This window comes from Nonomuraea sp. NPDC049378 (assembly GCF_055586745.1).
Window position 1 is genome coordinate 34770 of record NZ_JBVJHP010000016.1, and the last position, 23206, is coordinate 57975.

The following is a 23206-nucleotide window of genomic DNA, read 5'->3' on the forward strand; positions in this document are numbered from 1 at the left end:
AGAGGGGTGTAGCAACGCCGTGATCATCGCTGGTCAGACTGAGGAGGTGTGGAAGCGCGGGATAGGCGGTGGGCAGAGTTGTCCCCGCGGGTTCGTGATCGAATCGACGAACACCTTCGTCATGGACGGCTGATCGCAGCCATCATGCTGTTACGGTCCAAAGGCGGCGTTGATCCTGTGCCTGGCCTATACGAGGCGCCGATATACCTCGTCCATACCGCAGCATGCGATGCTCGCGAACAACTTTACGAGACCAAGAAAGGACGTTTTGTGAAGCGAGTTCTGACGGCTGCGGTGCTGGCAGCAGCGAGTTGCTTGACACTGCTGGTCGGCGCATCCCCGGCCAGCGCAAATGTCACGATCGGCACCTACTCCACTCGTGCGGCATGCGACTTGGCCGACAAGATGCACTCGATGCTCAGCTCGAGTGCGTACTACTGCTGGCGCAATGGGAATCGCTACCACCTGATCAAAGTAACCTAAACAAGGTATAGTAATACCGTTCGGCGTGGCGCCCACGGCGCGTGGGCGCCACGCGCGTTCGGACCGGGGAGAAGCCCAGCACCCGGGCCACCGCGGGCTTGAGGTTGTCGTAACGCACCTTGCCCGTGGGCAGCCCGCCCAGTACGGACATCGCGTGCACGTGTCCCTCGAAGAAGGCCTCTTGCGAGCACGTGAGGGGTCTGGCCCACTTACGGATGACACTGTCCCGACCGTACTCATCGCTGGTTGGCGCGGGGCGGCGCAGCGGAGTCACCGGTTCGGCTGGGAGAGGTGTGCTGCGATCGGGCCTGGGAGCGCGGCCGGCCGAGGACCCGGTCGCATTCGCCCAGTGCCAGTCCGGCGATGATGAGGGCCGCGGCGGGTAGGCCGAGCCGGTCGAGGCCGACCCCGGCGTGCAGGAGCACGCCGCCCAAGAGCGGGGCGATGGAGACGCCGAGGTAGTTGGCGGAGGAGGTCAGCGAGATCGACATCTGGGCGGAGCGGGCATTCACCTCCACCAGCCGGTGCTGGATCGGGACAAGCAGCGCCCACCCGCAGGCTCCCCAGAGCGCGATCGCGACGAGCGCCGGGCCGAGGTGTTCACGCGTCCACGGGGTGGTCATGAAGACGGCCGTGGCGATCAGCCCGGCGGTGTTGATGACCACGCGGTTGCCGAACCGGTCGGTCAGCCGGCCGGAGATCAGGTTCCCGGCGGTGGCCGCGACGCCCCAGACGAACAGCAGCCAGGCCAGCACGGTGCTGTTGCCGCCGGTGGCAGGGGCGAATACCTCGCTGACGTACGTGTAGAGGATAAACAATCCGGTGTAGGCCAGCAGGACCAGGGCGAGCACGCATCCCACACGAGGGTTCGACAGTGGCGCCAGCCGCTGCCGGAGGCCGGTCGCCGCGGGGGTCGGTATCGCGGTCGGTAGCGTCAGGACGGCCAGTATGGCCAGGATGCCCACTACGGCGATGAAGGTCATCGTGCCACGCCAGCCGGTGACCCCGCCGAGCGCGGTTCCGATCGGCGCTCCCAGCGCGGTGGCGGCGCTCAGCCCGCCGAACAAGATTGACAGGGCGGTGGCGCGCCTGTTCTCCGGGGCCAGGCCCACCACTGTGGCGGCGGCCGTGGGCGTGTACATGGCTCCGCCGAGGCCGGCGAGCACGCGGAACACCAGCGCGACCTCATAGGTGGGGGCCATCGCCGTGCCGACGTTACCGAGGACGAACACCGCCAGTCCGGCCAGCAACAGCCGCTTGCGCGGCACGCGTGCGGTGATGACGGCCATCACCGGCGACAGCACCGCGTAGGCAAGGGCGTACGCGGTGATGAGCCCGGCCGCCGTGGACAGGTCGACGCGTAAGTCCTGGGCGATCTTGGGCAGGATCCCGGCCGCCACGAAACTGTCGGTGCCGATGGCGAACGTGCCTACGGCCAGGACCGCGCTCCGCGGGCCAATCTTGTTGTCACCGTGTGTCATCGTTTCCTCGCGCCATCCTGAGTAGCTAATGGAGAAAAGAATGTTTCTCCGTTATTTCGACAGATGGGGACTGTAGCAGCACTAATGGGCACTGGCAACCTTTACCATTAGTGGCATGGACAGCGCCGCCCAGCCCGTTCCTGGCTCCCCGGTTCCCGGCGAGGACGACTTCGTCTCGCTCGCCTTCGTCAACACCCGCTTCGACCGCCCCGCTGGCCCCCATGAAGCCCTCTCCACCGCGCCGGCAGCCCGTGCCTGGCTGCATGATCGAGGGCTCCTGCCGGCCGATGCCCCCCTGGGCGAACGGCGACTGCACCTGCTACGAAGCATGCGCGACTGCCTGCGCGCCCTCTTCGAGGCGCACATCAGCGGCACCCCTCCCGCAGCCGAGACCCTGGACCGGTTCAATGCAGCCCTGGCAGCCTCGCCCGCCACCCTCGGGCTGCAGTGGCCCGCGACCGGCCCGAAGCAGACGACCGGCTCCCGTCCCGGTGACGCGCTCACGCAGGCCCTCGCGAGGCTCGCCGAAGACGTCATGACGCTGCTCACCGGCCCCGAGGCCGCCAAGCTCGCCTCATGTGCGGCCCCAGGGTGCACCCGCGTTTTCCTGCGCTCTCACGCGGCGCGACGCTGGTGCTCCGACCGGTGCGGCAACCGCGTCAGAGTGGCCCGTCACGCCGGACGCACACGCACGTAACTGAGCCGTTGCGTACAACGGCGGCAGACCTTCCGGTTGGGACGGCGCTTGGATAACCGCCGTCCTACCGAAAGCCCTCGATCAGGTTGACACGGCACCTGATGGGCGTGCGAGTCCGAGGGGGACACACTCGATACGTACATGCCCTTCGCCGCATCCACCTCCCTTATTCTTCCTGGTCGGGAGGGGTGAGGTGGTACGGAACCGAACACTCGGGCGGTGCGCCGGATTCAGCGAACGACCATCGCGGCGTCGGCCTGCTGGCGGGGATCGCCGCTGTCGTCTCCTTCCAACACATGCACGAACTCTGCCTGTACCACGGGAAGACCATCTCGCAGCAGTTCTCAAGTGCGCACCCGACCCGGCCCATCGACTGCACCACCTCGTGCTTGCGGCATTCGGCCTGGTAGCGGGCAGCTGCGTACTCCTCCGAGCCGCGATCCGAATGGAAGATCACCCCCGCCACGTCACCACCGCGCGTGACCACGGCCATCTGCAGCGAGGCGACCGTCAGCGCCGCGTCATGATGCTCCGACATGGCGTAGCCGAGCAGCCGGCGAGAGAACAAGTTGAACTGCGCCGGGTTTCGTGGGGACTCTAACTTTTCCTGGGCGACACTGGCCTGGGTGAGGAGCCTAGGAGGTCAACCTCAAGACCAAGACCGCGACGCTCGGCTTGCTGGTAGGCGAGCCAGGCCAGGGCGAGGTCCTGCCACGGCAGCCCCACGGGGGCGTAGATGGTGCGCTGGCCGGGATCGGTGCGGCCGGGATACTCGCCGCGCAAGATCTCGCCGAGAGTGGCGTGAGCAGCCTCCTCCGGAAGCCCGGCTGCGGCGAGCACACCCATGGCTGCAGTGAGCGACCGGTCGTCGACGGCGAGCAGGGCGGCCTCCAGCACGTCGCGGGCGAGTTCCTGCTTGCCCGGTTCATCGGCGCCCAGGCTGGTGATGTGCTGCCCTGGCCGAGTGTCGGCGAGGTGAAGCAGCGGGGTGCGCGACCACGTAGCGAGCAAGACGATGTCGGCGCGGGCGGCGACCTCGGAAGCCGAGCCGACGCAATGGCCACCGTGGCGGGCGGCGAAGGAAGCCGCGTGGGCCGGGTCGATATCGTGCACAACCAGTCCGCTCACACGACGAAGCCGCCGCAGGCCAAGGACCATCAGCTCGGCTTGCGCGCCCGCGCCAACGACACCGAGGACAGCACCTTCCTCGGTATCGGCGGCCAGGACGTGGGTGCCGAGCGCCGCGGCCAGGCCGGTGCGCCAAGCGGTGATGGTCGCCGAATCGAGCAGCGCGAGCAGTTCGCCGTCTCGGCCACTGTGCAGGCAGATCACCCCGCGCAGAGCGGGTCGAGCTCCGGGAAATTTGGCGTTGACCTTCACCGTGTAGGCGTCGATCCCGAGCAGCAGCCCCGGGATCAGCGCGGTGGCGGTGCCGGGGAACGGCAGGTCGGTACGGATGCGCTGCCCCGCGACAGTCACGGCATTACTCCGGGTGAAGCCATCGCGCAAAGCCTCGATGCACGCGTTCGGGTCGAGGAGGGCGATCAAGTCTTGGTGGGCGAGGATCCGAGTCATGCGGATGATGCTTTCAGATCGATGCGGATCAGCCCGATCTGAGTCTTGTCGTTGAAATCCACATACAGTGCGGTGAGAGGGGTCTTGAGGTCGTCCGTCACACATTGATCGTCAACACCCTTCGTCGTTCCCTCACCCCAACGACTTAGGACTTACTCGTCTAGGGTCGGCAGGATGGTGAAGGACTCCCGCAGTTCCCTGCTCACGTCCTCCAATAGGTACTCAAGCTGAAGTTCGCCGGAGTCGTGCCGAGGGAAGAAGTAAAACTCGCCTGGTCCCCCATTTTGAAGAAGGGCCGACGGTGACGCACATCTTCATGCTCCGTGCCGTCCACCGGCTCGGCTACGACGCCATCGCCGACAAGCTGAACATCGAGCCGGAGAAGTATCCGCCGCCCACGCCGGTGGATCCACGCCGTGCGCTGGGCAGGTGGAGCGGGTCGGCGGTGCGGGAAATTCTGGCCAACCCGAAGTACACCGGTTACATGGTGTGGAACCGCCGCGCGACGAAGAAGGGTGGCAAGAACAACCCGCCCAGCGAGTGGATCTGGTCTCCTCGCCCCACGCACGAACCGCTGGTGACCAAGGAACTGTTCCAGGCGGTCTCTTCGGTGGGGAAGATCAGGGAACGTTCGCGGGCTGGCTCGGGACGCAACTCGCACCCTCAGACCAGCCGGACGTACTCGCTGCGTTCGTACGTCTTCTGCGAGATCTGCGACCACCGGATGCATGGCAAAAGCCGCAACGACGTGTCGTACTACGCGTGCGAGCCGGATCCGCGGCACCACAAGGATCGCCGCGACTGGTACGCCGCCCATCCCCAAGAGCCTGTGGATCCGGGAGGACGACCTGCTGGATCTCGTGCACGAGTTCTTCGCCGATCGCGTCTTCAACCCGCATCGCCTGGCCCAGCTCGGCGCAGACCTGGCTCAGAGTGCCCCGCAGGATGACACCGTGATCAAGCAGCTGCGAAAGGAGATCCTCGACCTGGAGAAACGGCAGAACAACGTGCTCGCTCAGAGAGAAGATCACGTCCCGACGGGCGACGACGACATCGACAGTGATTTCCGTGAACGGCTCCAGCGTCGCCACGCCAACCTGGCCCGGGCCGGAAAGGCGAAGATCACAGAGGTGAAGGCGCTGGCCGAGCAGGAACCGCAGGCCGGCAAGGAGGACCTCGGCATCCTGGGTGAGCTCCCGGCGTTGGCCAGGGGTCTCCGAGGCGTCCCGGAGGAGCTTCAGCGCAAGCTCTTCGAAGCCTTCAACCTGGAGTTGCGCTACCGCGTCGACACCCATGAGGTGCTGATCAGGGTCACAGTGAAGGAGGACAGCATGCCCGCGATCGCGGCCATGACAAACGAATTCGCCGACCCTCCGTCAGGAGAGTCGGCGACCCATCGTTCTTACCTTCTGTCTGGTGCCCCCTGCAGGATTCGAACCTGCGCACCCGGCTCCGGAGGCCGGTGCTCTATCCCCTGAGCTAAGGGGGCTGACGAGTGACAAGGCTATCAGCATCCCGACACCACTCGGCACCGGATAACGCTCCTTGAACACATCCCGTGAAAACCCGGCGTGACTACCTCACTACAGGTTAACTTGGCGCCCGTGGGCGAGGTTCTTGGGAAAGTACTGGTCGTGGACGATGACGAGGTCATCCGCCAGCTCATCGCGGTCAACCTGAACCTGGAGGGGTTCGAGGTGACGACCGCCACCGATGGGCAGGACTGCCTTGATCGCGTGCTCGAGGTCATGCCGGACGTCATCACGCTCGACGTGATGATGCCCTGCCTGGACGGATGGACGACGGCGGAGAAGCTGCGCACCGACGAGGCCACCAGTCACATCAAGGTGGTGCTGATCACGGCGCGGGCGCAGGACGATGACCGGGCGCGTGGCCTCGGCATCGGCGTGGACGCCTACCTGACGAAGCCGTTCGATCCGGCGGAGTTGATCCAGGTCGTCAGGGATCTGGCGGAGGGCGTTCAGCGGGGTTGATGGAGCAGGGGCACAGCAGGTGAGCGGGCCGGCCTGGGATGCGGGTCGTGATCGGTCGAGCGGTTCGCGATGTGTGTGCGGGTCGGGTCCCGTTTTCCGTACGCTGGCGGCACGACTTCTCGAAAGGTAGAAAACGTGCGTAGCTCCATCTTCGGAAACCTCGACGGCCAGCCGCTGCCCCCTGGCTTCGCCCTCCAGAACGGCAAGATGCTCCGGGTGCAGTTGCCCGAAGTGCTGGCCAAGCAGGGCTCGATGGTCGCCTTCCAGGGGCGGATGGATTTCGACTACGAAGGTTCGGGCGGCCTCGGCAAGCTGTTCAAGAAGGCCATGACGGGCGAGGGCGCGTCGCTGATGCGGGTGCGTGGCGAAGGGCTGCTCTACCTCGCCGACAACGCCGACGACGTTCACCTGTTCTACCTGGAGAACGAGGGGCTCACGGTCAACGGGCGCAACCTGCTCGCCTTCCAGCCGCAGTTGTCGTGGGACATCCAGCGGGTTCAGGGCGCGGGGGTCGCGGCGGGCGGGCTGTTCAACACGACGATCACCGGCACCGGGTGGGTGGCGGTGACGACGCACGGGACGCCGGTGCTGCTCGACGCCGCGCAGATGCCGACGTACGCCGACGGCCAGTCCGCGGTGTGCTGGAGCACCAGCCTCCAGGTGGGGGTGAACCGGACGGTGAAGGCGGGCGCGCTGATCGGGCGGGGGAGCGGCGAGGCCATGCAGCTGGCCTTCAACGGGCAGGGTTTCGTGCTGGTGCAGGCCAGCGAAGGCGCTCCCGTGGTGCAGGCTTCCTGACCGCTTCGGTTCCGGTGCAGGTCGGTGAGGGTGTTCGCCTCGGCCTACTTCCTCCGTAGTAGGGAAGAGACGCTCCTCCCGTCGGATGCTTCGTATACCCCTCCCCGGCATTGTGGAGGGAGAAGTCCGTTCCGAAGGGTTGGGTGAGCGCGATGCTGCTGATCGATGTGTACGTTCCCAGAGGCGCTCTCAGCGAGGACGAACGCCAGACGCTGGGGCGCCGGCTCATCGACACGCTGATGGTCGAGGACGACAGCCACGCCCTCGAGATCATCGATGCGCAACGGCTGATCACGCAGGTGCTCGTGCACGAGCCGGCCACCTGGGTTCTCGGTCAGCGGCCGGCGACGGATCCCGCGGCTCCGCCGCGCTATCTCGTACGCGTCACCGTCCCGGCGTCGTGGCGGAAGGACGTGTGCGAGCACATGGTGGAAACCATCACCGCCATCCTGGCCGAGATCGAGCGGGAGGCCGGCCGCGATCCCGAACGCGTGCGACGCGAGCCCCACGCGATGATCCTCGTCGAGGGCATCACCGAGGGCGGCATCGGGATCCAAGGGAGGGTCATGGACAGCATGGATCTCACCGAGTTCGTCTCGCGCCCGTACCGCGACGGCGCGCCCGAGCGTGAGGCGCCGCCCCAGGTGGATGACAAGCTGATCGACCCGATCTGCGGCATGAGCGTGGATCTCGACACGCCTCTCACCCTCGTTCACCAGGGCACCTTGTACGGCTTCTGCCACGGCCTGTGCCGGCGAGCCTTCGCTGACGAGCACGGGCTGTCGCTCAGCAGGCAGCACTTGTCCACCGACACCTGAAAGCGCCGGGTGCGGACGTGCCAGGGCGCCCGGCTCGCACTGTCCCGCAACGGTGCGCGGTCCCGCGCCCGGGACGCCCTCGGGGTTGATGGCCGCGAGGTCGGTGTGATCGTCGGCGTCGAGGTCGCCGGGAGCCTTCAGCCGCGCCGGGTGTGGACATATCCGATGGCGGCGCCGAGCAGGCACACCCCCCACGCCAGAAAGACCGGGTACGTCCCGGCGAACGCCCAGCTGCCGTCGAGAACCTCAGCGCCACCCTCGGGTGCGCACGTGCGGGTGATGCCGAAGGCCAGGCAGCTCGTCATCATCGCCCCGTACTGGCCGACGAGCAGCCCGACTGCCAGGGCCGGGACGGCGGCGAGGCCGGTCGGCACCCGCCGGCCGCCGAGCCACGGCACCCATGGGGGCACGATCTGCCCCCATCGGCTGATCAGCCCGAGGGTGAGCAGGCCGCCGGCCACCGGCCCCGCGACGAGCAGCCCCCAGTACACCGGCGAGCCGCGAAGCGCCGCGAGCCCCGCCGCGGAGGGTCCCGCCACGCCGAACGGCACGCCGAGCCCCCACAGCAGGTGCGGTACGGAGAACCCCAGCACCGGCACGCCGGCCGCCGCCCAGGTCGCCGCCCTGGCCCAGCGCGCCGGCCGTACCGTCCCGTCGGGTTCGCGGGAGAGAGGGCGGCTGCCGTGGCGCACGGTGGCCAGGGCGAGCAGCACGCCCAGGGCGGTGAGCAGGAGCTGCCGGCCGAGTGCCGGATCGTCGAGCTTGCCGAAGGCCAGTCGCATGACGAGGTTTCCCGGCGCCACCAGCGCCAGCGCGGCGGCTCCTGCGAAACCCGCGGTCAGCAGGGCCGGCCTGGCATGTGGTCTCATGGCCGACAAGCTATGGCCGGCGCGCGTGCGGGGCCTCCCCCTGGGGAGGGAGACGGCACCGGCGGCCGACGACCGCGTACGCCTCACGCCGGCCGCGATCAGCGCGGGCCAGGACTAGGAGCAGGTGGGTACGGGCGCGGTGTTGGCGCCGTTCCACGAGGCCAGGAAGCCGAACGTGGCCGAGGCGCCGGGCGCGAGCGTGCCGTTCCAGCCGACGTCGCGCACGATCACCGAGGAGCCGCTGGCGCTCAGCGTGCCGTTCCAGATCTGGTCGATCCGCTGCCCGTCGGCGAACGCCCATCGCACCTCCCACCCGTTCATGGGCGCCGTGCCGGTGTTCGTGACGGTGACCTCGCCCTGGAAGCCGCCCTGCCACTGGCCGGCGTTCCTGTACGCGGCCGCGCAGCCGCCCGGAGGCGGGTCGGTGGGGTCGGGATCGGGGTCGGGGTCGGCGCCGGCCAGGGCGTCCACCAGCGCCGGATACCAGGTGTCGGCCATCTTCTGGTCGCCTGCGGCGTTGGGGTGCACCCCGTCGTAGGTGTCCGTGGCCGTGCTGAACCCCGTCCACTGGTCGACGACCGTGATCGGCGACCGCTCGGTGGTGGTGGCGGCGGCCCAGGCGGGGACGGCGTTGTTGAAGGCCACGGCCCGCTGGGCGCAGTCCGCGCAGCTGGACGGGTTCATCGGGATGATCTTGGCGACGAGGATCTTCATGGCGGGGTTGCTCGCCCGCATCTGGTTCACCAGCGTGGTGAACGCGCCCAGGATCGTCGCAGGAGCGATGTTGCTCCACACGTCGTTCGTGCCGAAGTGCATGAGCACGACGTCGGGCCGGGTCGCGGAGAGCCAGCCGGGCAGCTGGTTCTGGGCGGCGACGTTGGTGGCCAGGAAGCCGCCGTGGCCCTCGTTGTCGCCGTCGTGGGCGACGCCGCAACCCTGGGGCGGGAGGGTGCCGACGAAGTCGATGTCCGTGTGGCCGGCGTTCTGGAGCCTGTTCCAGAGCAGCGCCCGCCAGCAGCCGGGGGAGCCGGTGATCGAGTCGCCCAGGGGCATGATCCTGGTCGCGGCGGCGCCGGCCGGCGCGGTCGTCGCGAATAACACCGCGGCGGCCGCGGCCAGCATCGCCGCCAGCACGGCGCTGATCCTTCGCATCGTCCGCTCTCCCGTCGTCGCCTGCGCAGATGGTAGGAAGCGCCGGTCCGCGGCGGGAAGCACGTGCCCGTGCCCGCCCGGGTGACCTGCGAAGACGGATGTAACTTTCAGGCCCGCGCCACGCCGAAGGTCGCACCACGGAGGGGGTCAGGCCCGCACCACGGCGAGCGGGCAGGGGGTGTGGTGCAGCAGGGCCTGGCTGATCGAGCCGAGCAGCATGCCGGCGAGCTGCCCGTGCCCGCGCGAGCCGACCACGAGCAGGTCGGCGCCCTCGGCCGCCTCCTTCAGCACCTCGACGGGGTGGCCGTGCACGACCTCGGGCAGCACGTCCACGTCCGGGTGCCGCTCCTGGCGCTCGGCCAGCAGGTCCTGCAGCTGGTGCAGGGTGTGCTGCTCGTTCTCGGGGTCGGCGGGCAAGAAGCCGCCGGGCCGCGGCCACGCCCACGCCTGTACGACCCGCAGCCGCGCCTCGCGCAGCTCGGCCTCGGCGAAGGCGAAGTCGAGTGCCCGCAGGCCGGGAGGCGAGCCGTCGGTGCCGGCCACGATCTCGCCGCGGGGCGTCGCGGGCCGCTCTCCGACCACGACAACGTTCGTACGGGCGTGGGCGGCGACCCCGTGGGCGACGGATCCGACCAGCAGCCCGCGTACGCCGCCGATGCCGTGGCCGCCGACGACCAGCAGGTCGGCCTGTTCCGCGACCTTGATCAGCGCCGTGCGGGGGTCGCCGGGGAGCAGGGTGGTCTCGACGATGATCGCGGGGCGTTCGCGCAGCGCCCGGTCGCGTGCGGCGGCGAGCACCGAGTTCGCCTCGTCGCGCATCCACCGGGCGACCTCGGCGTAGCGGGCGGACAGCTCCTCGCACACCCACCGCGGCACCGCGTGGGCCACGGTCAGCCGGGTACGGCGCAGCGCCGCCTCGGTGGCCGCCCAGCCGGAGGCCTCCAGCCCGGCGCGCGAGCCGTCCACCCCAACAATGATCATGGCGTCTGCCCCCTCAGGAGAAGGCGTAGCACTCCACTTCGGCGCGGCGGAACGAGATGCCGTGCTCCTCGGAGTCGCGGATGCAGGCGCGCTCGGCCTCGCTGAGCTGGAGCGTGCCGCACACGGTCACGCCGGCGTACGTACGGCAGTCGAGATCGGCGTCCCTTGCGCCGATACGGAAGATCTCCTTGACCGTCGAGCGGCAACGAGCCTTGCCCGTGTCGGCGAAGCGGCACTGGGCGAGCAGCGTCCGGTACTGTTCCTTGCTCACCTCGTGCTGGTCCGTCCCGTCGCCGTGGGCGGCGGGGGCGCCGAACGTGGCCAGCAGCACGAGTCCTGCGACAGCGGCGATCTTTTTCATAGTCCCCCTGATGGGGTTGGTACCGCTGGAGAGGGCCGTCAAACCTCGCGCTTGATCGCCAGGACGCTCAGCCACGTGCGCCCGGCGGTGTTCAGGCCGTGCTCGACGGTGTCGAATCCGGCCGCGTGGAGAAGGCGCAGGAGCGCGCCGGGGTCGCGGTGGACGAACCAGCGGTGCCGGCCGGCCTCGCTCGGAACCTCCTCCCACCCTTCCGAGTCGCCCGCCGAGGTGCTCAGGCCCAGCACGCCGCCCGTACGCAGGGTCAGCGACCAGGCGCGGAGCGTGGCCTCGGTCTCGGCGGCGGGCACGTGCAGGAGGGCCGCGACCGACCACAGGCCGGCGAGCGAGCCGGGGGCCACGGGCGGCCGGCGCAGGTCGCCCAGCACGGCGGGCACGGCGTCGGCGAAGCGCTGCCTGAAGGCCTGGAGGCCGGCGTCGGGGCGCTCGGTGTTCGCGGCGAAGGCGGGGGCGATGTGGTCGTAGGTGGCTGCGGTCGTTGACGTGGGATCTTCCATTTTGCGGATGATGTCATGTTTCGTTCTGGCGGGGGCGTGGGTAGGATCAACGCCGTCCAACGCGGGAGCCCGGTGCGGACCGGGCTGAGAGGACGGCTGCGAGCCGCCGACCGCCAGAACCTGCTCCGGGTAATGCCGGCGAAGGGAGTTTGCGCGATGACCGACGCGCGTGTCCCCACCTTTACCAAGATCTACGAAGGCGACCTCCGCGTGCCCAAGCGCCAGGTCAACCTCTCCGACGGCTCGTCGGTGACGCTCTACGACACCTCGGGCCCGTACACCGACCCGTACGTCGAGACCGACGTGCGGCGCGGGCTGGCGGGCCTGCGCGAGCCGTGGGTCGCCGCCCGCCGCGCGGCGGGCGAGCCGGTGACCCAGGTGGCCTGCGCCAAGCGGGGGATCGTCACCAAGGAGATGGAGTTCGTGGCCGTGCGGGAGGGCGTCACCCCCGAGTTCGTACGCCAGGAGGTCGCCGCCGGCCGGGCCATCATCCCCGCCAACGTCAACCACCCCGAGACCGAGCCGATGATCATCGGCCGCAACTTCCTCGTCAAGATCAACGCCAACATCGGCAACTCCGCCGTGACCTCCTCCATCGAGGAGGAGGTCGAGAAGATGACCTGGGCCACCCGGTGGGGCGCCGACACGATCATGGACCTGTCCACCGGGCCCGACATCCACGAGACCCGCGAGTGGATCATCCGCAACTCGCCGGTGCCGGTCGGGACCGTCCCCATCTACCAGGCGCTGGAGAAGGTCAAGGGCCGCCCGGAGGAGCTGTCGTGGGAGGTCTACCGCGACACCCTGATCGAGCAGTGCGAGCAGGGCGTCGACTACGTGACCGTGCACGCGGGGGTGCGGCTGGCGTACGTGCCGCTCACCGCCCGCCGCAAGACCGGGATCGTCTCGCGCGGGGGCTCGATCATGGCCGCCTGGTGCCTGGCGCACCACCGCGAGAGCTTCCTGTACGAGCACTTCGACGAGATGTGCGAGCTCCTGGCCCGCTACGACGTGTCGTTCTCCCTCGGTGACGGGCTGCGCCCCGGCTCGATCGCGGACGCCAACGACGAGGCCCAGTTCGCCGAGTTGCGCACGCTCGGCGAGCTGACCACGATCGCGCGGGCGCACGACGTCCAGGTGATGATCGAGGGCCCGGGGCACGTGCCCATGCACAAGATCAAGGAGAACGTCGACCTGCAGCGCGAGCTCTGCGACGACGCGCCGTTCTACACCCTCGGCCCGCTCGTCACGGACGTCGCCCCCGGATACGACCACATCACCTCGGGCATCGGCGCCGCCATGATCGGCTGGTACGGCACCGCCATGCTCTGCTACGTCACCCCCAAGGAGCACCTCGGCCTGCCGAACAGGGACGACGTCAAGACCGGCGTGATCACGTACAAGATCGCCGCCCACGCCGCGGACCTCGCCAAGGGCCACCCGGGGGCGCAGGCGTGGGACGACGCGCTCTCGGACGCGCGGTTCGAGTTCCGCTGGGAGGACCAGTTCGACCTGTCGCTCGACCCCGACACGGCACGCTCGTTCCACGACGAGACCCTGCCCGCCGCGCCGGCCAAGACCGCCCACTTCTGCTCCATGTGCGGCCCCAAGTTCTGCTCCATGCGCATCAGCCACGACGTCCGGCGCTACGCCGACGAGCACGGGCTGGACACGCAGGAGGCGATCGAGGCCGGCATGGCGGAGAAGGCGGCCGAGTTCGCCGAGCGCGGCGGCCGGGTCTACCTGCCGATCGCGGACTAACCGGGCAGCGTCTCGCCGCCGATCGGGGCCAGCACCTCGCCCGTGTAGTACGACGACATCCGGCCGGAGGCGAAGAACACGTACGAGGGGGCGATCTCGTCCGGGTCGGCGGGCCGGCCCATCGGGACGTGCCCGCCGAACGAGCCGACCTTGTCCTCCGGCAGGGTCGCCGGGATCAGCGGCGTCCAGACCGGGCCCGGCGCCACTGCGTTGATCCGGATGCCGCGATCGACCAGGTTCTGGGCCATGGAGTAGGTGAAGGCATTGATGGCGCCCTTGGTGGCGGAATAGTCGATGAGCGTCTTGTTGCCGCGCAGGCCGTTGATCGAGGAGGTGTTGATGATCGCGCTCCCCTCGCGCAGGTGGGGGAGCGCGGCCTTCATGACGCGGAAGTAGCTGTGGATGTTGACCGCGAACGTGTGCTCCCACTGCTCGTCGGTCAGCTCCTCCAGGCCGTCGACGGGCGCCTGGTAGGCCACGTTGTTCACCAGCACGTCCAGGCCGCCCAGCTCGGCCACGGTCTGCTCGACGACGGACGCGCAGTGGTCGCGGTCGCCCAGGTCGCCGGGCAGGAGCACGCAGCGCCGTCCGGTCGCCTCCACCAGCTTGCGGGTGTGCGCGGCGTCCTCGTGCTCGCTGAGGTACGCGATCGCGACATCGGCGCCCTCCTTGGCGAAGGCCACGGCGACCGCCCGGCCGATGCCGGAGTCGCCGCCGGTGATCAGCGCCTTCTTGCCGTCCAGCAGGTCGCGGCCCACGTAGTCGCGCATCTCGTCGCGCGGCTCAGGGGCCATCTCGTCCGTACGGCCCGGGTACGGCTGGTTCTGGGCGGGTGGTGTTTGCGACATGCCCAGCGGCTGCCCGCGCACGGGCCGGGCTAACGCCCTTACCGGACGAAACCCTCGTCCCGCAGCCACTCGCGCGCCACCAGGGCGGGCACGTCGCCGTCCACGTCCACCTGGGCGTTGAGGCCGCGCATCACGTCGTCGGTCAGCTTGGCGCTGATCGGCGCGAAGATCTTCGCGATCTCGGGGTGCGCGTCGGCCAGCTCGCGCCGCATGGTCACCGCGGCGTTGTAGCTGGGGAAGAACTTCTTGTCGTCCTCGAGCAGCACCAGGTCGAGCGCCTGGACGCGGCCGTCGGTCGTGGTGACCATGCCGACGGCGCACTGGCCGCTGGCGACGGAGTTGTAGAGCACGCCCACGGACACCAGGCGCACGTTCGCTCTCGGGACCTCCTTGCCGTAGGTCATGCCGTACGCCTTGAGCATGCCGAGGAAGCCGTCGTCGCGGCCGAAGGTCTCGTGGTCGACGCAGAACGTGCGCTCGTTCACCGGGATCTTCATGATGTCCGAGATCGTCTTCACGCCCCACTTCTGCGACGTGGCCCGGGTGACGCCCATGGCGTAGCTGTTGTTCAGCGGTGCGGGCGGCAGCCAGACGATGCCGTTCTTCCGCAGGTCGAGGTCGCGGACCGCGACGTACTGCGCCTGCGGGTCGGGCAGCGCCTCGGTCTGGCCGAGATAGGTGATCCAGCCGGTGCCGGTGTACTCCCACATCAGGTCGGCGTCGCCGCGGGTCAGGGAGGCGCGTGCGTTGACGCTGCCCTGCACGTTCGTCTGGTCGCGCACGTCGGCGCCGGCGGCGGTGAGGGCGAGCACCGCGATCTTGCCGAGCACGAGCTGCTCGGTGAACTCCTTGGACGTCACCCGTATCGGCGTGCCCTCCAGCGACGGGATGGGCTGGATGCCGGCCGGCTCGACCGGCGGCACGAACGACGACGCCGGCTGCAGCCCGCACCCGGCGGTCACCATAACGGGCACCAGGACGAGCAGCAGGGCCAGGAACGCTCTCACGACAGCCCCTTCGGGGCGAGGACCCGCTGCGCGAGCCCGCCCACCCAGTCGATGATCAGCGCGAGCACCGCGATCAGCACGCACCCGGTGACCAGTACCAGGTTGCGCTGCGTGCTCACACCGGTGGTGATCAGGTCGCCGAGCCCGCCCGCGCCGATGAAGGCGGCGATGCTGGCCGTGCCGACGTTCAGCACCAGCGTGGTCCTGACACCCGACAGGATGACCGGCGCGGCCATCGGCAGCTCCACCTTGAACAGCACTCTGGTCGCCGACATGCCGATGCCCCGGCCGGCGTCGATCAGCCGCCAGTCCACCTGCTGCAGCCCGACCATGGTGTTGCGCAGCGTGGGCAGCAGGCTGTAGGCGAACAGGGCCGCGACCGCCGTCCAGAAGCCGATCTGGAAGACCACCGCCAGCAGCACGACCAGCCCCACCGCCGGAGTGGCCTGGCCCAGGTTGACCACGGCCAGCACGAACGGTGTCGCCCGGCGCATCGCGCCCCTGGTGAGCATGACGCCCAGCGGCAGCGCCACCAGCAGCACCAGCAGGGTCGAGTAGAACACCAGCTGGATGTGCTCCCACGTGCGGCCGAAGATGTAGGGCAGGTTGAGCGAGCCGCGCTCGATGCCGTCGAGCGGCACCGACTGCGTATAGATGATCATGGCCGCGCCCACGGCCAGGTAGCAGAGGAGCGGCAGCACGATGTGCCAGGAGCGGCCGAGCCGCGGCTCCGGGCTGACGGCTTCGTCGGCGGCGGCCGTGGGAGCGGTCATCCGCTCTCCCCGGGGTGGTTGCGGTGCAGGCGGCGCTCGCGTTCCCTGGTCTTGATCGTCTGGATCGCGTTCTGCACGGTGCTCAGCGACAGCGCCCCCGCGTACGCCCGGCGCCTGCCCACCACGGGCACCACGTCGTTGTCGGCGTTGAGCAGGGACTCCAGGGCGTCCTGCAACGTCATCCGGTGGCCGAGGGTGCCGGTGATCGGGTCGCCGGCCGAGCCGACGGGCCCCTCGACGCCCTGGAGGTGCTCGGCGCCGACCCAGCGCAGCGGCCGCCGCATCCCGTCCGTGATCAGCGCGTAGCCCCGGCCGTCGCGCTCGATCTCGGCGAGCACCCCGGCCGCGTCGGCGTCCTCCGACGCGTACGGCACCTGGTCCACCTCGATGTCGCCCACCTTGGTCAGGCGCAGCAGCCGCATCGAGGAGCCGGCGCCGAGGAACTGCTCGACGTAGTCGTCGGCCGGGTTCGTGAGGATCTCGGCGGGGCTGGCGTACTGGACGATGTGGCCGGGCGCCTTCATGATCGCGATATGGTCGCCGATCTTCAGCGCCTCGTCGATGTCGTGCGTGACGAAGACGATCGTCTTGGCCAGGTCGTCCTGGAGGCCGAGCAGCTCGTCCTGCAGGCGTTCGCGGCTGATGGGGTCGAGCGCGCCGAACGGCTCGTCCATGAGCAGCACGGGCGGGTCGGCGGCCAGCGCCCTGGCGACGCCGACGCGCTGCTGCTGGCCGCCGGACAGGCGCCGCGGGAAGGTGCCGCGGTAGACCTGCGGGTCCAGGCCCACCAGCGTGAGCAGCTCGTCGACCCGCTCGGCGATGCGGGCGCGGTCCCAGCCGAGCATTTTCGGCACCTGGGCGATGTTCGCCGCCACCGTCATGTGGGGGAACAGGCCGGCCTGCTGGATGACGTACCCGATGTTGCGCCTGAGCCGGTCGGGGTCGATGTCGTGGGAGCTGCGGCCGTCGATGACGATGTCGCCGGAGGTCGGCTCGATCAGACGGTTGATCATGCGCATGGTGGTGGTCTTGCCGCACCCGGACGGCCCGACCAGCACCACGATCTCGCCCGCGGGGATGTTCAGGTCGAGCTCGCGTACGGCGGGGTCGCCGCCGCCGGGGAAGGCCTTGGTCACCTTGCGCAACTCGATCGGCACCCCGGCGGTGCTCTGGTCAGCCACGGACGCCTCCTGTGGTCAGGCGCCGGCTCAGCGGGCCCTCCGGCCTGGTCAGCTTCCCGATCAGCACGAAGCAGCCGTCGAAGAGCAGCGCGAGGATGGCCACCCCGATCGTGCCGGTCAGCGTGGAGTTGACCGCGTTGGCGCCGCCCAGCCTGGCCAGCCCGGAGAAGATCTGCTCGCCCAGCCCGGGCCCTGAGACGTACGCGGCCACCGCGCCGATGCCCATGGCCAGCTGCGTGGACACCCGGATGCCCGTGAGGATCACCGGCCAGGCCAGCGGCAGCTCGATCCTGGCCAGCGACCGGCCCCGGCCCATCCCGATGCCGCGCGCCGCGTCGACGACGAGCTGGTCGACGCCCTGCAGGCCGACGACGGTGTTGCGGATGATGGGAAGCAGCGCGTACAGGGTGATCGCGGTCACGCTGGGCGCCACCCCGAGCCCGAGCGCCGGGATCAGCAGGCCCAGCATGGCCAGCGACGGCACGGTGAACAACACCCCGGAGGAGGCGGTGGCCAGCGAGGCCAGCCGCGGGCGGCGGTAGGTGGCCACGCCGATGAGCACGCCGAGGACGGCCGCCACCAGGACACATTGGGCGACCATGCTCGCGTGTTGCGCCGTCTCGAAGAGGATGAGGTCCCACCGGTCCTCGACGTACTCCCACAGGGTCATCGACTACGTACTAACCGGGATTCGACGTACCAAACATCGCAACTGACACTTTTGTCCCTTTAGTCACACCTGTCTCAGACGAGCCACAACACCAGCGCGAGGGCCATGAGCACGTAGCCGGCGACCGCCCCGAACACCTGTTTCCGCTCCGCCCGGAGCTCCAGCAGGCCGGCCCCCGCCTGCACCGCGAACGTGAGCAGGACCAGCAGCGGGTTCCACACGACCAGCAGCCACGCCGCCATCTCCTTGGCGATCATCCCGCCGCTGATCAGCGCGTTCACCGGTCCCAGCGCGGGCTCGGGCCTCTCCTGCGGCCCGCGCTCGGCCGCGGGCAGGCGCCTCAGCCCGACCAGCCCGAGCGGCAGCACGAGGCTCCACGTCAGCAGCCCGATCCACGCTGCCTCGACCGCGCTCATGCCCGACCAGAGCACCAGCCCCAGGCGGATCAGCTCCTGCAGCGCGAGATGGACCACCATGACCACCGTGATGTGCCGAGCCGGGTCCGCGGACCGCGCGAGCAACTGCCCGGTGGGCAGGGAGGTAAGGAACGAGCCGGCCATGAAGGCGATCGACAGCCCCACCACGACCCACGTGGGGCCGCCCGCGAAGAGCGCCAGCCCGGCCGCGACGAGCACGCAGATCACGGCCCGTACGAGCAGCTTCCCCCGCGGACCCGCCGTCATCGAAGCCTCTGTCAAGTGCCGTCCTTTCCGCAGAGCGGGCGGTCGTCCTGCACCCGGCCGTTCAGCGCCCCTTCCAGCGCGTCCACGGACGCGAAGAACGTCTCCCGCGAGACCTTGTCCTCCCAGACGCCCCGGGCACACCGGCGGAACAGCTCGCTGAACTGGGCATAGTAGGGCGACTTCGGCCGCGGCCTGGCCCGGTCGATCGACCTTTTCGTCTCCGCCGCCAGCCTCGCCAGCTCGTCCAGGCTCGGGTTGGTGATGTCGGAGCCGTCCTGGCGCTGGCACGACGGGCCGCCGCCGCCCGCGTAGCGCTCGTACACCTCGGTGAGCACCGGAGAGTAACCGCCGCAGGCGAACAACGTGGCCTGCACCTCCGGGCTGGTGAGCCGGTCGATCAGGCGCCTGGCGGGAGCCAGCTTGGCCGGCTTGATGTGCTGGGAGACGGCCAGCACCGACCCGCCGAGCACGCCGCCGCGCGCGGCGGGCGCGTACACGTCGAAGCGCAGGTCCTCGCCGGAGTCGCGCATGCGCGGATCGGCCGCCAGCTGGTGGAACGCGATCGGCCAGTTGCGCATCCAGGACACCGGCTGCCCGCCGACATGGCCCTCCTTGAAGGCCACGACGCTCGCGTCCTCGTCCATCTGGAGCGACTCGCGCAGCACCGCGACGTTCTCCCCCGTGGTGGACAGCGTGCGCCTGAACGACCTCAGCGCCTCCCACGTGGCGTCGCGCTGCTGGTCCAGCACGATGGAGGTCCTGTCGTCGCCGCCGAGCACCTTCCCGCCGGCCAGCTCGATCGTCTCCAGGAAATTGATGGTGCCCATCTCGTTGTCGTCGAGCTGCAGCAGGTAGCCGCCGGACCGCCGGTCCAGCCGCCGGAACTCCAGCGGCGCGTCGGCGGCGAACGGCACGCCGTACTGCTCGCCGTCGATCCGCCCGGCCCCCAGCGGGCCGGACAGGAATTCGTCGTCGCGATCCGCCAGATCGATCGGCTGGATGTAGCCGTGCCTGGCGAACTCGGTCACCCACGCCACGTCGAGCACGAGGATGTCGTACGCGCAGCTGCCCGCCTGCGCCAGCGCCGCCATCTGGGCGCGCCGCACGTCGGTGCTGGCGGACAGCTCCAGCAGCTTGGCCCGCGGGTCCCCGGGCGGCTTCAGCAGGCCGTTCCACTCCTCGATCACCTCCCGCCGCACGCTGCCCGTGCTGACGTCGTCGCCGGTGGCCACGACGAGCTCGGCGTCGTTGCCGCCGCAGCTCTCCTGAGGCGTGACGGGCACCGAGGGCGGGGAGATCGTCGACCGGGGACGGTCCGGCTGGGACGGTCCTGCGGACAGGCCGGACTGCCAGGTCAGGAGCAGCACCATCAGCAGGGCGCCGCAGCCGAACGCCACCACGTTCCCGCGCCGGACACGTTCGCGCCGGCCTGCCTGGAGCCACGTCCTCATCGCCACCCCCGCACCGTGATGATGGCCCGGGTGAGCGCCTTGTCCGCGCCCTCGCTCGCCGTCACGCAGCGGTACGGCTTGCCCGAGCCGGGCAGCGCGGTCACGGCGCACGCGTCCTGTCCGAAGACGACCACGTACAGACCCGAGACCGTCGGTGCGCGCTCCAGAGCTCGGGCGATCACCTTCGCGGCCTCGCCCCTGCCCTCGTTGTCGAACAACCTGCCGTCGGTCAGCAGCACCACGGGAGCGGCCACCGCCTCGTCGCCCGTGCCCAGCCGGGTCAGCCCCGCGGAGGCGGGGGCGTCCCAGTGGTCGAACGCGGTGCTCTCGATGCTCGCGGCCACGGCGCCGAGCTGCTCCCTGGTGCTGTCGGCGGCGATGCTCGTGACCTCGGCGGGCCCGTTCCTCGTACGCGCGTGCAGGCCGAACACCCGGACCCCGTCGCGCGGCCCGAGCAGCCGGCTGTTGGCCCGAACCGCCTCTGCGGCCCGGACCCGCACCGGGCGGTCCGCCGATCCCGAGGTGTCGACGAGCAGCCGCAGGTCGAGCTTCGGGCGCAGCTCGTCCAGCACCAGCTTCTTGAGCCGCCCGAGGTCATGGCGGTCGAGCTCGCCGTCGGCCGGCCCCGGCGCGTTGGGGAAGAGCGGGTGGGCCCGCAGCCACGCGCCGAAGTGGTCGACCAGCTTCTCCCGCTCGGCCGTACGCTGGTCCGGCCAGGACACCTTGACGAACTGGTAGTCGAGCGTGCTCAGGTCGTGGTGCCGCACCGCGACGAGGCGCGCGCTGTCACCCGTCCCCTCGCAGCCTTTCACCCGGCCCGCGTTGAAGTCGTCCACGCTGTGCCCTGGAACCAGCATCGCGATCTTCGGATCGCCGGCGCCCGACCTGTCGGCCAGCCGGTCGAACTCGCACAACAACGAGGTGACGGTGTCCGCGCCGAGCCCGTTCTCCACCAGCTCCTGCTCGGCCTCCAGATAGCGCGACTCGGGCAGCCCGCGGTCGTGGAACACGTCGTGGGTGCCGATCAGCGCGGCCACGGACGTCTCGGGGAACGGCCGCGCGATGGTCATGCCCATCTTCTTCGTCAGCGTGTCCCACACCTCGCCGAACGCATAGCCGTCCGGATTGTCCATGTACGTGCCCAGCTCCTCGTGCCGCTGCCCGGTCATGGCCAGGACCAGCTGGTCACGCCCCACCGCGTCCTCCGGCTTCGGAGCGCCGAGCGAGCGGAGCTCGCCCGCCCTGAGCTCGTCCGGCTCGGCAGCGGAAGAGGCGACCCAGGCGTCGGGCTGCAGGTCATAGAGGCGGGCGTACGGCTGGTCGCGACGGTCCTCCCGCCACTCCCACCGGTTGTCGAAGGCGTCATGGAGATGGATGGGCGGCGGCGCCACCGCCACGGTCATCCTGACCACGGGGCAGCCGTCCTCCGTCTGGTGCTCGCGCACGTAGCTCCGGGCGCGCGCGGTCAGCTCGGTCACGTTCTCGGGCGCGGTGACCAGCCGCAGCTCGGCAGGCGCCGGGCACTGGTCGTCCGCGGCGACCGCCCGCACCCCGGTCCACACCCCGGTGGCCAGCGCCCCGCCGGCCAGCACGCACAGCGCCGTCCTGACCTCCTTCGGGTGCTTCTGGATGAGATCGCGCAACACCGGGATGAGCGCCACGGCCCCGACCAGGACGCCCGTCCCCAGCGACCCCCACAGCTGGATGTGCAAGGGCTGGCTCGTGAACAGGTCGAGCCACGGCGCGGAGATCCACGTCACGAACGCGCCGGCCAGGGCACCGATCACCGCAGTCTGCACCGCTGCGGCGAACCGCGACCTACCCGGCTCCGGCGCAGGGGGATTCTCCGGCTGGACATCGCTCATGTGAAAGGGCGCCCTCCTGCGACGGGATCACCTGAAGACTAATCCGCCTATCCGACGCATGTGTGGCTGTTATGCAGTCGTTCGATATCGGCCCAGGGCGAATTACAGCCGAAATTCGAGTTTGCCCGGTCCGTATTTCCCGCCGCCCTTCTGCCCGCCCGGGGCTCTACCGTGGAGGAATGCTGACCATCGGCGTCGATCTCGCAGCGGAGGCGGCACGGACCGCGGTGGCCTGGCTCGACTGGCACGACGGCCGCGCACGGCTCGTCGACGTACGGACCGGCGCCGACGACGAGGTGATCGTCGAGGCGGCGATGGAGGCGGGCAAGGCGGGGGTCGACTGCCCGCTCGGGTGGCCGGACAGGTTCGTCGACTTCGTCACCGCCCACCGCGCCGGGCACGTCCGGGTGCCGGACGGGCTCGCCGGCCGGGCCTGGCGGCGAGACCTGGCCTGGCGGGTCACCGACCAGGTGGTGCACGCGCGGACCGGGCTGACGCCGCTCAGCGTCTCCGCCGACCGCATCGCGCACGCCACCATGCGCTGCGCCGCGCTGCTGGCCGAGCTGGCCCGCCGCGGCCGGCCCGTCGACCGGCGGGGCGGCGGCGCGGTCGTCGAGGTCTACCCGGCCGCCAGCCTCAAACAGTGGGGGCTGCCCCACCGCGGTTACAAGCGCACCGCCAACCTCGCCGGGCTGGGAGAGCTCGTCGACCGGCTGCGGGAGGCGGCGCCGTGGCTCGACCTGGGCGAGTACGAGCCGCTCTGCCGGGCCTCCGACGACGTCACCGACGCCGTCATCTCCGGCCTCGCGGCCCGCGCGTCGGCGCTCGGCCTCGCGACCATGCCCGACGGGGACCAGGCACAGGCCGCGGCCACGGAAGGCTGGATCGCCCTGCCGACCACGTCCCTGGACCGCCTCGTCACCTGAGCCCGTCAGCCGAGAGCTTCACCTTCCGGCGCGCTTCCACGCATCGACGAACTCCCGGTAGAGGAACCGTTGGTACGGCTGTGCTCCGGAGAAGGCGAACTGCTTGCGCTCCAGGAGCTGCCTCTTGACGTCTTCGATGTCCCTGGCCAATCGAATGCTGTCTTCATCGGTCACGCACTGCTCCACCGCCTGCCGTAAGGTCGTGGCGCGTTCGCGATATTCCTGGACTCGGGCCGACACGAATCTGATCCACGAATGGTCGTCGCGTCGGCCGGCGTCGGTGCGTCGCTCTCGTGGAAAAGGCTCCAATCGCGCAG

24 protein-coding genes, 1 tRNA gene, 1 pseudogene and 1 riboswitch are annotated in these 23206 nt (G+C 69.8%); of the genes and pseudogenes, 7 read left to right on the top strand and 19 right to left on the bottom strand.

From position 1 onward, the window contains the following. Positions 1-719: 719 nt before the first annotated feature. Entirely contained in the window at positions 720-1964 is a 1245-nt protein-coding gene (locus ACZ6SA_RS31685) for an MFS transporter (RefSeq protein ID WP_465832303.1), read from the bottom strand. A 115-nt stretch (positions 1965-2079) separates the two neighbouring features. Here ACZ6SA_RS31685 and ACZ6SA_RS31690 point away from each other — a divergent pair, with 115 nt between their 5' ends. Beyond that, positions 2080-2661: a CGNR zinc finger domain-containing protein gene (locus ACZ6SA_RS31690; RefSeq protein ID WP_465832305.1), complete on the top strand. Its 582-nt coding sequence runs from the start codon at positions 2080-2082 to the stop codon at positions 2659-2661. 166 nt (positions 2662-2827) lie between these two features. On the opposite strand, the gene ACZ6SA_RS31695 is transcribed toward ACZ6SA_RS31690, so the two are convergent. After that, on the bottom strand, positions 2828-3229 hold the full coding sequence (locus ACZ6SA_RS31695) for a DDE-type integrase/transposase/recombinase (protein WP_465832307.1): 402 nt from the start codon (positions 3227-3229) through the stop codon (positions 2828-2830). A gap of 29 nt (positions 3230-3258) precedes the next feature. Then, the gene (locus tag ACZ6SA_RS31700; RefSeq protein WP_465832309.1) at positions 3259-4236 is read right to left on the bottom strand and encodes an ornithine cyclodeaminase family protein; all 978 of its coding nucleotides are present in this window, start codon (positions 4234-4236) and stop codon (positions 3259-3261) included. Positions 4237-4552: 316 nt separating this feature from the next. On the opposite strand from ACZ6SA_RS31700, the pseudogene ACZ6SA_RS31705 reads away from it, so the two are divergent. Further along, a pseudogene (locus ACZ6SA_RS31705) lies at positions 4553-4783 on the top strand (recombinase family protein); the annotation flags it as partial. Between the two features lie 73 nt (positions 4784-4856). Here the strand turns inward: ACZ6SA_RS31705 and ACZ6SA_RS31710 are convergent. Then, complete coding sequence (locus ACZ6SA_RS31710) at positions 4857-5531, bottom strand: hypothetical protein (protein WP_465832560.1); 675 nt, start codon at positions 5529-5531, stop codon at positions 4857-4859. 119 nt (positions 5532-5650) lie between these two features. After that, positions 5651-5725 (bottom strand) — tRNA-Arg (locus ACZ6SA_RS31715). A 115-nt stretch (positions 5726-5840) separates the two neighbouring features. Here ACZ6SA_RS31715 and ACZ6SA_RS31720 point away from each other — a divergent pair. The 3 genes from ACZ6SA_RS31720 (at position 5841) to ACZ6SA_RS31730 (ending at position 7846) form a co-directional block, all read left to right on the top strand. Next, positions 5841-6230, top strand: coding sequence for a response regulator transcription factor (locus ACZ6SA_RS31720; protein WP_347643622.1), 390 nt, complete (start codon positions 5841-5843; stop codon positions 6228-6230). Positions 6231-6365: 135 nt separating this feature from the next. After that, positions 6366-7028, top strand: coding sequence for an AIM24 family protein (locus ACZ6SA_RS31725; protein ID WP_465832312.1), 663 nt, complete (start codon positions 6366-6368; stop codon positions 7026-7028). A gap of 152 nt (positions 7029-7180) precedes the next feature. Next, complete coding sequence (locus ACZ6SA_RS31730) at positions 7181-7846, top strand: hypothetical protein (protein ID WP_465832314.1); 666 nt, start codon at positions 7181-7183, stop codon at positions 7844-7846. 137 nt (positions 7847-7983) lie between these two features. On the opposite strand, the gene ACZ6SA_RS31735 is transcribed toward ACZ6SA_RS31730, so the two are convergent. From ACZ6SA_RS31735 to ACZ6SA_RS31755, 5 genes are all read right to left on the bottom strand, one after another. Next, on the bottom strand, positions 7984-8715 hold the full coding sequence (locus tag ACZ6SA_RS31735) for a hypothetical protein (protein WP_465832316.1): 732 nt from the start codon (positions 8713-8715) through the stop codon (positions 7984-7986). Between the two features lie 114 nt (positions 8716-8829). Continuing rightward, positions 8830-9867 carry a cellulose binding domain-containing protein gene (locus tag ACZ6SA_RS31740; RefSeq protein WP_465832318.1) on the bottom strand — a complete coding sequence of 346 codons (1038 nt, stop codon included), beginning with the start codon at positions 9865-9867 and terminating at the stop codon, positions 8830-8832. 147 nt (positions 9868-10014) lie between these two features. After that, on the bottom strand, positions 10015-10848 hold the full coding sequence (locus tag ACZ6SA_RS31745; RefSeq protein WP_347643627.1) for a universal stress protein: 834 nt from the start codon (positions 10846-10848) through the stop codon (positions 10015-10017). A gap of 13 nt (positions 10849-10861) precedes the next feature. Then, positions 10862-11209, bottom strand: coding sequence for a hypothetical protein (locus ACZ6SA_RS31750; protein ID WP_347643628.1), 348 nt, complete (start codon positions 11207-11209; stop codon positions 10862-10864). Positions 11210-11247: 38 nt separating this feature from the next. After that, entirely contained in the window at positions 11248-11724 is a 477-nt protein-coding gene (locus ACZ6SA_RS31755; RefSeq protein WP_465832321.1) for a hypothetical protein, read from the bottom strand. A gap of 51 nt (positions 11725-11775) precedes the next feature. Then, a riboswitch (TPP riboswitch) is annotated at positions 11776-11888 on the top strand. Between ACZ6SA_RS31755 and thiC the strand changes: the two genes are divergently transcribed. Beyond that, positions 11881-13485, top strand: a complete 1605-nt coding sequence (thiC, locus tag ACZ6SA_RS31760; protein WP_347643630.1) for a phosphomethylpyrimidine synthase ThiC — start codon at positions 11881-11883, stop codon at positions 13483-13485. It overlaps the preceding riboswitch by 8 nt. Here the strand turns inward: thiC and ACZ6SA_RS31765 are convergent. The 8 genes from ACZ6SA_RS31765 to ACZ6SA_RS31800 form a co-directional block, all read right to left on the bottom strand. Then, on the bottom strand, positions 13482-14333 hold the full coding sequence (locus ACZ6SA_RS31765) for an SDR family oxidoreductase (protein WP_347643631.1): 852 nt from the start codon (positions 14331-14333) through the stop codon (positions 13482-13484). The genes thiC and ACZ6SA_RS31765 overlap by 4 nt on opposite strands. Positions 14334-14371: 38 nt before the next feature. Then, positions 14372-15340 carry a glycine betaine ABC transporter substrate-binding protein gene (locus ACZ6SA_RS31770; RefSeq protein ID WP_465832323.1) on the bottom strand — a complete coding sequence of 323 codons (969 nt, stop codon included), beginning with the start codon at positions 15338-15340 and terminating at the stop codon, positions 14372-14374. Continuing rightward, complete coding sequence (locus tag ACZ6SA_RS31775; RefSeq protein ID WP_347643633.1) at positions 15337-16113, bottom strand: ABC transporter permease; 777 nt, start codon at positions 16111-16113, stop codon at positions 15337-15339. Before ACZ6SA_RS31775 ends, ACZ6SA_RS31770 begins: the two co-directional genes overlap by 4 nt. Beyond that, a complete protein-coding gene (locus ACZ6SA_RS31780; RefSeq protein WP_465832326.1) occupies positions 16110-17294 on the bottom strand; it encodes an ABC transporter ATP-binding protein in 1185 nt (394 codons plus the stop codon). The genes ACZ6SA_RS31775 and ACZ6SA_RS31780 overlap by 4 nt, the downstream gene beginning before the upstream one ends. Continuing rightward, entirely contained in the window at positions 17287-17964 is a 678-nt protein-coding gene (locus ACZ6SA_RS31785; RefSeq protein WP_347643635.1) for an ABC transporter permease, read from the bottom strand. Before ACZ6SA_RS31785 ends, ACZ6SA_RS31780 begins: the two co-directional genes overlap by 8 nt. Before the next feature lie 74 nt (positions 17965-18038). Further along, positions 18039-18662 carry a hypothetical protein gene (locus ACZ6SA_RS31790; RefSeq protein ID WP_465832328.1) on the bottom strand — a complete coding sequence of 208 codons (624 nt, stop codon included), beginning with the start codon at positions 18660-18662 and terminating at the stop codon, positions 18039-18041. Then, on the bottom strand, positions 18659-20098 hold the full coding sequence (locus tag ACZ6SA_RS31795; RefSeq protein ID WP_465832330.1) for an extracellular solute-binding protein: 1440 nt from the start codon (positions 20096-20098) through the stop codon (positions 18659-18661). The genes ACZ6SA_RS31790 and ACZ6SA_RS31795 overlap by 4 nt, the downstream gene beginning before the upstream one ends. Beyond that, complete coding sequence (locus ACZ6SA_RS31800; protein WP_465832332.1) at positions 20095-21963, bottom strand: vWA domain-containing protein; 1869 nt, start codon at positions 21961-21963, stop codon at positions 20095-20097. The genes ACZ6SA_RS31795 and ACZ6SA_RS31800 overlap by 4 nt, the downstream gene beginning before the upstream one ends. 179 nt (positions 21964-22142) lie before the next feature. Here ACZ6SA_RS31800 and ACZ6SA_RS31805 point away from each other — a divergent pair, with 179 nt between their 5' ends. Further along, the gene (locus ACZ6SA_RS31805) at positions 22143-22889 is read left to right on the top strand and encodes a DUF429 domain-containing protein (protein WP_347643639.1); all 747 of its coding nucleotides are present in this window, start codon (positions 22143-22145) and stop codon (positions 22887-22889) included. 18 nt (positions 22890-22907) lie between these two features. Here the strand turns inward: ACZ6SA_RS31805 and ACZ6SA_RS31810 are convergent, their stop codons facing one another. Then, positions 22908-23063: a hypothetical protein gene (locus ACZ6SA_RS31810; RefSeq protein ID WP_465832335.1), complete on the bottom strand. Its 156-nt coding sequence runs from the start codon at positions 23061-23063 to the stop codon at positions 22908-22910. Between the last annotated feature and the right edge of the window lie 143 nt (positions 23064-23206).